Origin of the sequence: Chlamydophila parapsittaci, assembly GCF_006385615.1 — a bacterium.
Lineage (GTDB): Bacteria > Chlamydiota > Chlamydiia > Chlamydiales > Chlamydiaceae > Chlamydia > Chlamydia psittaci.
Genome location: NZ_CP041038.1, coordinates 870465 through 883789, shown reverse-complemented (window position 1 = coordinate 883789; position 13325 = coordinate 870465). Strand labels below are relative to the sequence as shown.

The window sequence follows — 13325 nt, the reverse complement described above, 5'->3', positions numbered from 1 at the left end:
ATAAAGATGTCCTAAACAATCTATAGTAACAAGGGTGAACATACTAAAGAATTTCAAAAAAAACAACTTTCAAACAGATTGTTATCATCCTTATTTATTTAATTTTAAAAGTCATCAAGATACATTTTATTATTCTTTTCATCTTGATTATGAACATTTTGTGTATCTATAGTATTGTCTTCAGGACGCCGGATCATCTCCTCATCTGATAAATCTCCCCTTCCAGAAACCGAAGCTCTTAAAGAAGATGTATTTTCACGAGATGCAACACTTCCTGAAGTCGATGCAAAGGGATTTTCAAATTGAGGATTTTTCTCATTCTTAGCCACAGAAGAAGATCTCTGGCCACCTCGAAGTTTCTTGCCAATCCACAATAGGAAAAAGAGCAGTTTGTCATAAAGAGTGTGAAACATCTGTACTAAGGTGTTCCATAACGTTTTCAGCCTATTGATTATGGCCTGAAAGCCAGAAGCTCCCGCCTCTGTCGCCGCTTGAATAAACTCTTCTTCTGTAGGAATCACCAGTTTTTCTAAAGCAATACGCTGATTTTGAATTGCTAAAGCTAACTTCGGCACCGCACCCGAGGAATCAATTGTCCAACCTTCGTCTCTACGGATCAATCCCAGTTTCTCTAGATACGCACGTACACGATCACTCTGATCTCCAAAAGTATCATGAAACTTCTCTAAAGACATAGACCTCAACCCACGGTGCACGTATCCTAAGGTAGCTAATAACCTATGAGATAAACTCTCTAACTCGTTTACCTTACCATTCAATGAGGCGAGTTCGCGACGCATGTCAAGATACATCTCGTCTAAATCCAGACCTTTACTAAGTTGAGATCTTTTAACCACCTGCTTTGCATCCAGTTGTACTTTCTGAAAATCCTCGATCCTTTTCTTGAGATCATCAACTAACACCCTACTATCTTGAACTCCAGTAAATAAGCTGGCCACAGCTTCGTCAATTTTATCAGAATCTTCCCTATCCAGGCTATCTTCATAAAAATCCGTGACTGATTCTGCAGATAAAGCCGCCGCCTCCGGTGAATTGGGAGATAAACTCGAAGGAGCACCTCCAGCAATGACGGAACCAGCAACAGTCTGTATATCCGAGATCGCAGCATCTATATTCGCCAACTCACCAATAGATAAAACCTCGATACTCAACCCTGTCTCAGTAACACCACTTTCTGCTTCCTCTTGCTCTTTCGAAGTATCCGTTTGACCCAAACAAGTATGGAGATCTTCCGGGAGGGGATTAGGATTTTGACTGGGATTTCCACTTACTGATGCCATAGAATTACCAAACAAAAATAAAAAAAATCTTATTTTTAATTAATTATATTTATATCTAATTGCGTATTTATTTTTTAAAAACAAAAGTTCGGTGTAAATAATTTTAACTAAAGCCAATGTGTTACTGTTAACTCTAGTAATTGATCAAGAAAAGACGCTGTGTTAAGATTGGCGGTTCGTCAAGACCAACATATTTCGGTAAAGAACGTACTATCTACTTCGGTGTCTACCGGTTAAAAACCAAAAATCCACGGCTGTCACTCCTTATGAAAACTTCCCAGCTTTTTTACAAAACTTCTAAAAATGCCAATAAAGAAGCCTCCGTTTTGTCTTACGAGCTATTGGAAAAAGCTGGTTACATTTTCAAGACAGCAAAAGGAATATATACGTACACTCCACTGTTTTGGCGCGTCGCCCTCAAAATGATGGATATAATTCGTGAAGAACTTAATGCTATTGGCGGTCAAGAACTGGTTCTTCCTATCCTGCATCCTGCGGAACTTTGGCAAAAAACAGGACGCTGGGAAGCCTTCCGCTCAGAGGGTCTTCTCTATACCGTGAAAGATAGAGAAGATAAGGTATTTTGTCTTGCCCCCACCCACGAAGAAATCGTCTCCATGTTTGTTTCCCAATGGCTATCGGGAAGAAAACAATTGCCCATCCACCTGTATCAAATTGCGACAAAATTCCGAGACGAGATTCGACCAAGATTCGGCTTAATGCGGGCTAAAGAATTCCTCATGGAGGATAGTTACACATTCTCGGATTCCCCCGAACAAATGAATGAACAATATGCTAAGCTCAGACAAGCCTACCAAAATATCTTCGATAGATTAGAAATCCAATACGTGATTGTCGAAGCTGACGGAGGAAAAATCGGTAAAGGAAAGTCTGAGGAGTTTCATGTTCTCAGCTCTTTAGGAGAAGACACCCTTTGCGTTAGCGGTCATTACGGAGCGAATATCGAAGCCGCAGTTGCCCAGCCTCCGCACTATACTTACGATAAAGACTACCTACCTATAGAAGAAGTAGACACACCTGATGTACGCACAATAGAAAATCTCCAAGACTTTTTCTCCGTTCCCCCCTACCGGATCATGAAAACTCTCGTAGTGAAACTCTCCTATGGAGAAAAAGAGAAATTCACAGCTATAGGCATCCGGGGGGATCGACAAATCAACCTCACTAAAATAGGTTCCAAACTTAATGCGGATGCCTGTTCTCTCGCTTCAGATGAGGAAATACAGAAACATCTGGGAGTAGAAAAAGGATTTATCGGTCCTTTAAACTGTCCTATAGACTTCTATGCTGATGAAACAACGCAATGCATGACGAACTTCATCTGCGCAGGAAACGTCAAAGACAAACATTACAAAAACGTCAATTGGGATCGCGATATTCCTCGCCCCGAATATGCAGACTTTCTCCTTGCTGAAGCCGGAGATCTCTGCCCAGCAAACAATCACGCCCCCTACGAAATTTTTGAGGGAGTAGAGGTAGCCCATATTTTCAACCTAGGCACACGCTATACAGAGTGCTTTGACGTTGTCTTCCAAGATGAGCAAGGCAAACCACAATCCTGTTGGATGGGAACTTACGGCATTGGTATCGGCAGAACCTTAGCGGCATGCATAGAACAACTTGCGGATGATCGGGGTATCGTCTGGCCTAAAGCTATCGCTCCTTTCGATATCTCCATTCTCTACAATGGAGGCGATGCCGCCTGCGAAGAAGCCGCTGAAAAAATCTATAAAGAATTACAAGGCTACGGCTACGCTCCCCTATTAGACGATCGCAATGAAAGACTTGGGTTTAAATTAAAAGATAGCGATCTTATTGGGATTCCATATAAACTCATTCTCGGAAAAACTTTCCTTAACTCAGGGATGTTAGAAATCGAATCTCGATCCATAGAAAAGTTTTCTGTTGAACCGAAAGATTTTGTCCATTGGTGCAAGAAACATCTTCCCAACCCTCGGGTTTTTTCCCCTATTCCCTAGAGATAAGTTAGCATTCTTTGAGGTTGAGTGCCAAATATCCTTGACCTCTGGAAACCATTTCTCTATAATGGTCTCCAGCGAACATAGTACTTATATTGGAAATCAGGTATGTCTAAGTCGTGGATCTCGAAACGAGAATCTAAGCTTCTTTACATTCTCTTAACAACGACAGAGCTGTATTTAAAAACAGGTCAACCCGTCGGATCAAAAACTCTGAAGGAATACGAGTGTTCAAATTTAAGCACTGCAACTATCCGCAATTATTTCGCAGAATTAGAAGCTGAAGGTTTCCTAAAGAAAAATCACGTCTCGGGAGGAAGAATTCCCACAGATTTAGCCTTTCGTTATTATGTAGACCACTGTGCGGATTCTCTGCAGGATGATCTTCCCGAAACTACCATCCACCTGTTAAACCAACTCCCTGAAGAAAGTCAAAACATTGTTAAAGATTTACAAAAGGCATCCGAACTCTTAGGAGAAGCTTTACAGTTACCTACATGTTTCTCTTCTCCGAGATTCGAAAACGACTCTGTAACCAATATCCAACTCTCTTTGGTAGACGAACAACGCGTTGTGGTTATTCTATCTACCGAATTTGGGCAGATATTTACAGATACCCTCTGGTTAGCGGAAACATCCAACTACGCGTCTTTAAAGCGTATTGAAACGTTTCTTCAAAATTACCTGCGTAAACAGCCTCCCTCAGAGACCCTCTCTCAAAAAGAAGAAGATCTTGGGATGGCCCTCTATAACGAAGTCGTAGTCCGCTACCTCACACGTTACTGCAATTTCAGCGAAGAAGATTTATACCAAACAGGATTATCTAAACTTCTGAGATACGACGCCTTCAAAGACCCCGATATGCTAGCTCTAGGGTTATCATTTTTCGAGAATCGTCGCCATATGTGCAAACTTTTAGATATTGGTATGCACAGAGACCGCCCCACGGCATTTATTGGAAGCGAGCTTTCCGATATTTTTGGTACTCCTAATCCCCATTGTGCTGTTATCACGACTCCTTACTACATGAATCGCACTCCATTAGGGGCTTTTGGCGTGTTGGGACCCATAAATCTTCCCTATAAGGAGATTTATAAAACCCTCACCATATTAGCAGATAAAGTTAAAGAAAGCCTGACGCAAAGTTTTTATAAATTTAAATTATCCTTCAGGAGACCTTGCCCCTCCGATCCTAAACTCTCCAAAGAACCTACGTTGTTAGCAAGGTACTCTTCTATAAAACTCTTACCCCCTAAGGAGACGTTATGACAGATTCCTCTAACGCACACGAGGCAGAAAACCCAACAGTTCCTACCCCCGATAACGAGATTCAGGATCTCCAACAAGAAATCGCTACACTAAAAGCTGAACTAAAAGAAAAAAATGATAAATACTTGATGGTTCTTGCGGAATCAGAAAATGCTCGAAAACGCATGCAGAAAGAACGTCAAGAGATGATGCAATATGCTGTAGAAAATGCTCTCATAGATTTTTTGGTTCCTATCGAAAGTATGGAAAAAGCTTTAGGTTTTGCCTCACAGATGTCGGATGAGGTTAAAAATTGGGCCCTAGGATTTAATATGATCCTACAACAATTTAAACAGGTATTTGAAGAGAACGGCATCGTAGAATACTCTTCTGTAGGACAAAAATTTAATCCATTTTTACATGAAGCAGTAGAAACAGAAGAGACGACAAAAGTCCCTGAGGGTACCATCGTAGAGGAATTTTCTAAAGGCTACAAAATCGGAGATCGTCCTATACGCGTTGCGAAAGTCAAAGTATCCAAAGTACCCGCACCCCAAGGGACAGAAGCAGAAATAGAAAACAACAACGAATAAACCCCCTAGAAATTAGGTAAGAATTATGAGCGAACAAAAAAAATCTAGTAAAATCATAGGGATAGACTTAGGAACCACAAACTCCTGCGTATCCGTAATGGAAGGTGGGCAAGCGAAAGTCATCGTCTCTTCAGAAGGAACACGTACAACACCATCGATCGTGGCATTCAAAGGAAACGAAACCTTAGTCGGAATTCCTGCAAAAAGACAAGCAGTCACCAATCCTGCCAAAACCCTCGCTTCTACAAAACGTTTCATCGGAAGAAAATATTCTGAAGTGGAATCAGAAATTAAAACAGTTCCCTACCAAGTGGCTTCAGGATCTAATGGTGATGTTGTCTTCCCTATTGATGGGAAACAGTTCACACCCGAAGAAATCGGTGCTCAAGTTCTTATAAAAATGAAAGAGACCGCAGAAGCTTATCTAGGAGAGCCTGTCACAGAAGCGGTGATTACTGTTCCCGCCTACTTCAATGACTCACAAAGAGCTTCTACAAAAGATGCTGGGCGTATCGCCGGCCTAGATGTCAAACGTATCATTCCTGAACCTACAGCTGCAGCTCTTGCCTACGGGATTGATAAAGCCGGGGATAAAAAAATCGCCGTTTTCGATCTTGGAGGAGGAACTTTTGATATCTCTATTTTAGAAATTGGCGACGGTGTGTTCGAAGTGCTCTCTACAAATGGGGATACCCACCTAGGCGGAGACGACTTTGATGAAGTCATCATTAAATGGATGATCGAAGAATTCCAAAAACAAGAAGGCATCGATCTCAGCAAAGACAACATGGCTCTTCAAAGACTCAAAGATGCTGCTGAAAAAGCAAAAATCGAACTTTCTGGCATGTCTTCCACAGAAATTAACCAACCGTTCATCACTATGGATGCTAACGGACCTAAACACCTAACCTTAACACTCACACGTGCCCACTTTGAAAAGCTCGCATCTAACCTCATTGAACGTACAAAAGCTCCATGCCAAAAAGCTTTGGCAGACGCTAAACTTTCCGCAAGCGATATCGATGACGTATTGCTCGTTGGAGGTATGTCCAGAATGCCTGCAGTACAAGAAGTGGTAAAATCTATTTTCGGTAAAGAACCAAATAAAGGAGTTAACCCTGATGAGGTTGTTGCTATTGGAGCGGCAATTCAAGGGGGTGTGCTCGGCGGCGAAGTGAAAGACGTTTTACTACTCGACGTAATTCCTCTTTCCTTAGGTATCGAAACTCTCGGAGGTGTTATGACTCCCCTTGTAGAGAGAAATACCACGATCCCTACACAGAAAAAACAAATTTTCTCCACAGCTGCCGATAACCAACCCGCAGTAACTATTGTTGTCTTACAAGGGGAACGTCCTATGGCAAAAGACAACAAAGAAATTGGAAGATTTGATCTTACAGATATCCCACCCGCACCTCGAGGACATCCTCAAATCGAAGTGACCTTTGATATCGATGCGAATGGTATTCTTCACGTATCTGCAAAAGATGCTGCTAGTGGCCGTGAGCAAAAAATTCGTATCGAAGCAAGCTCTGGATTAAAAGAAGATGAAATCCAAAGAATGATCAACGATGCGGAGAAAAATAAAGAAGAAGATAAAAAACGCCGCGAAGCTTCTGACGTAAGAAACGAAGCTGACAGTATGATCTTCAGAGCGGAAAAGGCGATCAGCGATTACAAAGAGAATATACCCGAATCTCTAACAAAAGAAATCGAAGAGCGCATAGAAAAAGTACGCTCAGCTCTTAAAGAAGATGCGCCTACAGAGAAAATCAAAGAAGCTTCTGACGAACTGAGTCGTCATATGCAAAAGATCGGAGAAGCTATGCAGTCGCAATCCGCATCAGCTGCAGCAAACGCTCAAGGTGGGCCAAACATCAATACAGAAGATCTGAAAAAACATAGTTTCAGTACGAAACCACCAGCAGGAAACTCTTCAAGTGCTAACAACGAAAACATTGAAGAGGCCGATGTGGAAATCGTAGATAAACCTAACGATTAATATCCTGAAAATCTTATCTTTGGTTCCCTATTTCTCTAAGAGGGATAGGGAGTTTCCTTTTTAATCCTATCCATAAAAATATCTTTAAATTAAAAACATCCAACAAAGGCTAGGTGAACCCATGAAAATCATAATACCAGAGGTGGAGCAGAGTTGGTGAAGAGAATCAGAAAAAAACGACCGCAAAGCTTTAGAAGAAACTCGAAACAAATATTCATTTCCGGCGTCCTATTTGTTCATGCGAAAAAAGGTTTCGGGTTTGTAACACCCGACCACCCGGAAGAATATCCTTTTGATATTTTTATTCCCGCAAGAGACCTTAAAGGAGCCTTAGATGGAGATCACGTTGTCGTCTCTCTTTTCCCCAATTCTAAAGAAGGAGAAAAAAGAAAAGGTGGTATTCACCAAGTCATCTCTCGAGGAAAAACTGTTCTTGTAGGAACAATAACCTCGCTCATTGACGCCTCAACGGCATTCGTCTGTGTTAATGCTTTAGGCCCAGAAATCCCCGTAAAAGCAAAACTTATTCCTAAACGAACGTATAAAATCGGCGATCGTTTACTCCTCAGCACTCCTGTATGGAACGCAAAACCTGAATCCAAAGAACCTCCTCCATTAGAAGTGCTCGAATTTATCGGGAATATCTCCAACGCTAAGTCCGATTTTCCCTGTATAAAAGCTGAATACGGAATTAAAGAAGAATTCCCAGAAGCCGTTATCGAAGAAACTCACCATTTCTCACAAAAACACATTAGCCAAGCACTACGATCACGAAAAGATCTTCGCGATCTCTTGTGCTTTACTATCGACTCCATAACTGCAAAAGACTTCGATGATGCCGTATCCTTAACCTATGACAATAACGACAATTACATCCTGGGTGTCCATATTGCGGATGTCTCCCACTACGTCACACCCCACTCCGCTCTAGACCAAGAAGCAAGTAAAAGGTGCAACTCTATCTACTTTCCCGGGAAAGTGATTCCTATGCTTCCCCCCGCTCTTTCGGATAATCTTTGCAGCTTAAAACCTAACGTCGATCGACTCGCCGTTTCTGTGTTCATGACCTTTACGAAATCCGGTCACTTATCCGATTATGAAATATTCCGTAGTGTCATCCGTAGTAAATACCGCATGACCTATGATGAAGTGGACGAGATTGTAGAAAATAAACAACCCCACCCCATAGCAAAAACTCTTCTCGCTATGGCAGAACTCAGCGAAAAATTCTCCGATATCCGAGAAAAACGTGGGTGCATACGTCTTGTTCTTCCTTCATTCACCATGTCTCTAGATAACCTACAAGAACCTGTTACCCTTATAGAAACACGACAAACACTATCACATAAACTCATCGAAGAGTTTATGCTCAAAGCTAATGAAGTCGTTGCTTACCATATTTCCCACCAAGGCGTTTCTCTTCCATTTAGAATCCACGAATCTCCGAATGATGAGAGTTTGCTCTCCTTCCAAGAGATCGCCAAAGCTATGGGTTTTGATATTATCATGACCCCAGCTCAAGAACCGGATTTCCAATATCTATTACAAGAGAGCTCCGCAGGACATCCTCTAGAACCCATTCTACATTCACAATTTGTTCGTAGTATGAAAACCGCCTCGTACTCAACCGAAAATAAAGGTCACTATGGTCTCAAATTGGATTTCTACACCCACTTCACTAGCCCAATCCGTCGCTATATCGATCTTATTGTTCACCGACTCCTTTTCCACCCCATGTCTATAGAAGAAACACGCCTAGAACATATTGTAAGAGCATGCTCTACTCAAGAGCGTATAGCCGCAAAAGCTGAAATTGCTTTTGAAAACCTTAAAAAAAACCGTTTTCTACATAAGTTCTTAAAAGAACAACCAGACACAATTTATCAAGGTTACATCATCACAATCACTCCCGAAGGTCTCTCATTTACCGTTCCGGAATTCTGCCAAGAAGGCTTTATTCCCTCCGCACAGTTACCTAAAGAATTCTCGTTGAAAAAGAAAACATCCCCCGATGATCTACCTCCTAAAATGCGCCCAGGAGCCCCCATACAAGTCAAACTCTCCGAAGTCAATCTCCTCAATCAAGTGATTACTTGGTCATTGGTAACAAAAACACCAAACACAGTAAAAAAACAACCCACGAGTACGAAAAAAACTCAAGATAAGAAACCAAGAACTCGAAGAAAAAGGAATACAGAATAATGCTTCCAGAGAGCTTCTTCTTAAACGATGATGTTCTGTATTTAGCCAAAGAACTCCTAGGTCATGTTCTCGTCACTCACCTAGAAGGACAAAGAACATTAGGAATTATCATAGAAACCGAAGCTTATCGTGGGCCTGAGGATAAAGCCTGTCGTGCCTACAACTATAGAAAAACACAAAGAAACCTCCCTATGTATAGCCGTGGGGGTATTGCGTATATCTACCGCTGCTATGGCATGCATTCCCTGTTTAATGTCGTAACCGGACATCAAGATCTTCCCCATGCCGTACTGATTCGCGCTATCCTTCCCTACGAAGGCGAAGATATCATGGTCCTAAGACGCCAATGGCAAAATAAACCCAAACACCTCCTCACTAACGGACCAGGAAAAGTCTGCCAAGCTCTCAACCTCACCCTAGAATACAACAGCATTCCCTTTCCTCTCCCCAAATCCACATTAGCAGAAAGAAATTTTCAGGAACAATTACCCAAAAACCACGTATAGGCATAGACTATGCTCAAGAATCCCGCGATCTTCCTTGGAGGTTCCTACTCAACATAAAAGAGTAAAAAATTTTTTTAGAAAAAAGCGCTGCAAATTGTTAAAAAAATTAAATATAAGGAGTATAAGTACTCTAGTTACTGAAATTACAGAAAAAATCTAATAAAATACTCAGGAGTCATATCATCAACTCTACTCGTATGTTAGATGCAACTCAGACTAGCAATTTCCTAACACAACAATAGCGATTTATGAAAAAACACTTTATTACAGGCCTGGTTATTCTTCTCCCCTTAGCAATCACTCTTGCTATTGTCGGGATGATCATGAATTTCCTTACTCAACCATTCGTTGGCCTTGTCTCAGGATTTTTCGAACGTATTAGTTTTTATTCCAAACATAAAGCCCTGCTGAAATTCGTTTTACAAATCATCTTGCTCTTTGGCTTATTCTTCGCTACCGTCCTTTTAGGATTTCTTGCCCGCTTGATGATCTTTAAATCCCTACTCTCAATCTATGATAAAATCCTTCACAAAATCCCTATCATAAAAACTGTTTATAAAGCTGCTCAACAAGTCATGACAACTATCTTTGGATCTCAATCTGGATCCTTTAAACAAGTTGTTATGGTCCCCTTCCCTAACGCAGAAACACGCTGCATCGGCCTAGTTGCAGGAGATGCACCAAATATTTGCTCCGATGATCCCCTCAACCCCATGATCACCGTGTTCATCCCCACAACACCGAACCCCACTTCCGGTTTTCTCACCCTATTTAAAAAATCTGATATCACTTTTTTGGATATGAAAATCGAAGACGCTTTCAAATATATTATCTCCTGTGGCGTGCTAACTTCAGGATCCAATACCTCCTGCTCCCCTATTGCCGAAGCTTTAAGCCAGAATCCCCAGGGATAAATGGGTCATTCTATTGAAAAAAAACGCTTCTTTGATTATTCTTTTTCTTAATTATAAGTCTCCGGCCTTCTTCTCAAATACTTCGGGGAATTAAAAAGTTAAATATCGAGTTATCTTATGACACGCATGAGTAAACAAGCTCGTCGAAGAGCAATGAATCCAAAAAAACGTAAACCTGTTTATGCCATTGCTCGTCCACAACCTGCTCCAAGAATCGCTTATAAAGCACACAAAAACGTTGTAAACAGCGAAAGCGTTTTTATTCCGCAAATTAGTTAATTACTAGAGTACCAGTTATGTCACGACATCGTAGTTACGGTAAATCCATTAAAGGAGAAACTAAAAGAAACGTTCTCAAGCGTTTTGAACGGATAGATCTTTTGCGTAAGTTAGGCCGTTGGAATGATGCCACAGCAAAAAAAGCTACCGGGCTTCCTAAGACTCCTGTAATAAAATAAACAGTTTGCGCTCTCATCTTGAAAAAGGTTCCTTTACAAGTTTGTGTTTCTAACAAGCAATGTGATGTCCCTATTCGGATACAATCAGTAAAAAAGTTGGTTCTTTGCTGCTTGCAATACTGGAAAGTTTCCACAGATCAAGTGTATGTTTACTTTTTAGATGATGAAGCTTTAGCCAAGCTCCATGATGAGGTATTTTCAGATCCTTCATTAACGGATACGATTACACTACCTATAGATCCTCCGGGAAGTACTTCTCGTCCTCACATTCTTGGCGAAGCTTTCATTAGTCCTAAAGCAGCAATACGTTTTTTACAAGACCGTGCTGAGGATTCAGACCTCCTATACGAAGAAATTTCTCGCTATGTTGTCCATTCTCTCTTACATATGCTCGGATATGATGACCAAACTCCCGAAGAAAGAAAAAAAATGAGAGGTAAAGAAAATCAAGCGCTATGTATGTTGAGAGAAAAACACGCGCTTTTATCAGATTAAAATGCTTTATTCCCTACTCGCAATTACTACCCTCTTTCTTTTATTCTCCACGGGACTGTCTCAAAAATCTATCAAAACACAAGAAAACGATGACAAACTGCAGCGAGAACCCAGCCAGTCGAATACCCCCGCTCTCCTCGCTTCCGTATTACTCAGTTTTTATGGAATTCTAGGCGTTTCCATCTACTCCCAATACACATGGAACACCAGAAGTCTATCTTTGGTTTTCTGGGCAACGTATATACTTGCTGCCCCCCTGGCTTACGGCTGTCTTCCCTATTGTATAAAACTTCACAAGGGAACAAGCTCAGTTCTGTGTTTTATCTCCTCATTACTCCAGGCATTTTTTCGCCCCCTCCAACGTTATATTCATCACGGTGAGGAGCATCCTAAAACATGTAACTCAGAAATGGAAAATCAACTCTCTGAAGCCGTATCGTCATTTGATAAGTTGATTGTTCGAGAAATCATGATCCCCAAGGTAGACATCTTCGCTATTCAAGAAGACACCCCAATTCGTAACGCTTTTCCCGCAATCATAGAAGAAGGGTATAGCCGCATTCCTCTATACAAGAAAAACATTGATAATATCACCGGAGTACTCCTGGTCAAAGATCTACTCGCTGTCTATCCTAAATCTGTAGACTCTTCACTACCAGTCTCTTCAGTTGCCAAACCTCCCTTATATGCTCCTGAAATTAAAAAGGTTTCCTCTTTACTCCAAGAATTCCGTCAAAAACATCGCCACTTAGCAATCATAGTCAACGAATATGGCATTACTGAGGGAATCGTCAGCATGGAAGATATCATTGAAGAAATTTTCGGAGAAATTGCCGATGAATATGATGTTCAAGAAGATATTCCCTATAAAAAAGTTGGGAACTCTTGGATCGTAGATGGGCGTATGAACATCTCCGATGCCGAAGAATACTTTAATCTAAAGATTCACCATGAAAATAGCTACGACACACTAGGAGGACACGTTTTTCATAAAGTCGGTGCTGTTCCACAAAAAGGGATGAAAATCCATCACGAAAACTTTGATATCGAGATTATCACCTGCTCAGAACGCAGCGTAGGTAAACTCAAAATCACTCCAAGAAAAAAGAAGTTCTCTCCTTCGTAAACTCCTACAATATACAGAGAAACAAAAGAATAGAAAAATCTCTTTGCAAAAAACCTATAGATTTACCAGAGTTAGGTCTTGAGAAATCACCATAGGTTTGGGAGCATTATTGATAATGAATAACATCCAAAAAGAAGAGCACGGAACCACTGCTGTCTTACATCTTCAAGGAAAACTTGACGGGATCTCTTCTCCGGAAGTACAAGAAAACATCTCACAATCCCTATCTTCAGGAATCAAAAATATCGTTCTTGATTGCACAAACTTAGATTATATGTCCAGTGCGGGCATTCGTGTCCTTTTACAAAGTTACCACCAAGTAGGAAAACACTCAGGGAAAATCGTTCTTACTTGCGTTCCGAAAACAATAGAACAAACTCTATATGTTACCGGATTCCTTTCATATTTTAAAATGTTCAACACTGTGCAGGAAGCATTACAAGCATTAAGCAAAGACGAAGATTGAGAAAAACATTTTCC

The 13325-nt window shown here is 41.0% G+C and carries 12 protein-coding genes and 1 pseudogene; 12 read left to right on the top strand and 1 reads right to left on the bottom strand.

The annotated features are described in order from the left end of the window. Positions 1–104: 104 nt before the first annotated feature. Positions 105–1301, bottom strand: coding sequence for a CT392 family protein (locus FI836_RS03980; RefSeq protein ID WP_139414802.1), 1197 nt, complete (start codon positions 1299–1301; stop codon positions 105–107). Between the two features lie 266 nt (positions 1302–1567). Here FI836_RS03980 and FI836_RS03975 point away from each other — a divergent pair, with 266 nt between their 5' ends. From FI836_RS03975 to FI836_RS03920, 12 genes and pseudogenes are all read left to right on the top strand, one after another. Further along, positions 1568–3301: a proline--tRNA ligase gene (locus FI836_RS03975; RefSeq protein ID WP_139414803.1), complete on the top strand. Its 1734-nt coding sequence runs from the start codon at positions 1568–1570 to the stop codon at positions 3299–3301. A 108-nt stretch (positions 3302–3409) separates the two neighbouring features. Beyond that, a complete protein-coding gene (gene hrcA / locus FI836_RS03970; protein WP_139414804.1) occupies positions 3410–4570 on the top strand; it encodes a heat-inducible transcriptional repressor HrcA in 1161 nt (386 codons plus the stop codon). After that, positions 4567–5142: a nucleotide exchange factor GrpE gene (locus FI836_RS03965; RefSeq protein ID WP_139414805.1), complete on the top strand. Its 576-nt coding sequence runs from the start codon at positions 4567–4569 to the stop codon at positions 5140–5142. Before hrcA ends, FI836_RS03965 begins: the two co-directional genes overlap by 4 nt. 25 nt (positions 5143–5167) lie before the next feature. Then, positions 5168–7144 (top strand): molecular chaperone DnaK, encoded by a 1977-nt coding sequence (dnaK, locus tag FI836_RS03960; protein WP_139414806.1) that lies wholly within the window; start codon positions 5168–5170, stop codon positions 7142–7144. Positions 7145–7309: 165 nt separating this feature from the next. Next, complete coding sequence (locus tag FI836_RS03955) at positions 7310–9346, top strand: ribonuclease R family protein (RefSeq protein WP_412674034.1); 2037 nt, start codon at positions 7310–7312, stop codon at positions 9344–9346. Next, positions 9346–9917 (top strand): annotated as a pseudogene (locus tag FI836_RS03950) (DNA-3-methyladenine glycosylase). The gene FI836_RS03955 and the pseudogene FI836_RS03950 overlap by 1 nt, the downstream one beginning before the upstream one ends. Before the next feature lie 183 nt (positions 9918–10100). Continuing rightward, positions 10101–10766: a DUF502 domain-containing protein gene (locus FI836_RS03945; protein ID WP_006342916.1), complete on the top strand. Its 666-nt coding sequence runs from the start codon at positions 10101–10103 to the stop codon at positions 10764–10766. 117 nt (positions 10767–10883) lie between these two features. Then, positions 10884–11045: a hypothetical protein gene (locus FI836_RS03940; protein ID WP_006342915.1), complete on the top strand. Its 162-nt coding sequence runs from the start codon at positions 10884–10886 to the stop codon at positions 11043–11045. A gap of 17 nt (positions 11046–11062) precedes the next feature. After that, positions 11063–11224 (top strand): small basic protein, encoded by a 162-nt coding sequence (locus FI836_RS03935; RefSeq protein WP_006342914.1) that lies wholly within the window; start codon positions 11063–11065, stop codon positions 11222–11224. An 18-nt stretch (positions 11225–11242) separates the two neighbouring features. Further along, positions 11243–11719, top strand: coding sequence for an rRNA maturation RNase YbeY (ybeY, locus tag FI836_RS03930; protein ID WP_006342913.1), 477 nt, complete (start codon positions 11243–11245; stop codon positions 11717–11719). Between the two features lies 1 nt (position 11720). Next, positions 11721–12845 (top strand): hemolysin family protein, encoded by a 1125-nt coding sequence (locus tag FI836_RS03925; protein ID WP_006342912.1) that lies wholly within the window; start codon positions 11721–11723, stop codon positions 12843–12845. A 115-nt stretch (positions 12846–12960) separates the two neighbouring features. Continuing rightward, positions 12961–13311 (top strand): anti-sigma factor antagonist, encoded by a 351-nt coding sequence (locus tag FI836_RS03920; RefSeq protein ID WP_006342911.1) that lies wholly within the window; start codon positions 12961–12963, stop codon positions 13309–13311. The last annotated feature ends 14 nt before the right edge of the window (positions 13312–13325 follow it).

Coding starts and splice junctions, on each gene's coding strand:
- hrcA (WP_139414804.1), top strand. CDS start 3,410: ATGTCTAAGTCGTGGATCTCGAAACGAGAATCTAAGCTTCTTTACATT.
- FI836_RS03945 (WP_006342916.1), top strand. CDS start 10,101: ATGAAAAAACACTTTATTACAGGCCTGGTTATTCTTCTCCCCTTAGCA.
- FI836_RS03925 (WP_006342912.1), top strand. CDS start 11,721: ATGCTTTATTCCCTACTCGCAATTACTACCCTCTTTCTTTTATTCTCC.
- FI836_RS03920 (WP_006342911.1), top strand. CDS start 12,961: ATGAATAACATCCAAAAAGAAGAGCACGGAACCACTGCTGTCTTACAT.
- dnaK (WP_139414806.1), top strand. CDS start 5,168: ATGAGCGAACAAAAAAAATCTAGTAAAATCATAGGGATAGACTTAGGA.
- FI836_RS03980 (WP_139414802.1), bottom strand. CDS start 1,301: ATGGCATCAGTAAGTGGAAATCCCAGTCAAAATCCTAATCCCCTCCCG.
- FI836_RS03940 (WP_006342915.1), top strand. CDS start 10,884: ATGACACGCATGAGTAAACAAGCTCGTCGAAGAGCAATGAATCCAAAA.
- FI836_RS03975 (WP_139414803.1), top strand. CDS start 1,568: ATGAAAACTTCCCAGCTTTTTTACAAAACTTCTAAAAATGCCAATAAA.
- FI836_RS03935 (WP_006342914.1), top strand. CDS start 11,063: ATGTCACGACATCGTAGTTACGGTAAATCCATTAAAGGAGAAACTAAA.
- FI836_RS03965 (WP_139414805.1), top strand. CDS start 4,567: ATGACAGATTCCTCTAACGCACACGAGGCAGAAAACCCAACAGTTCCT.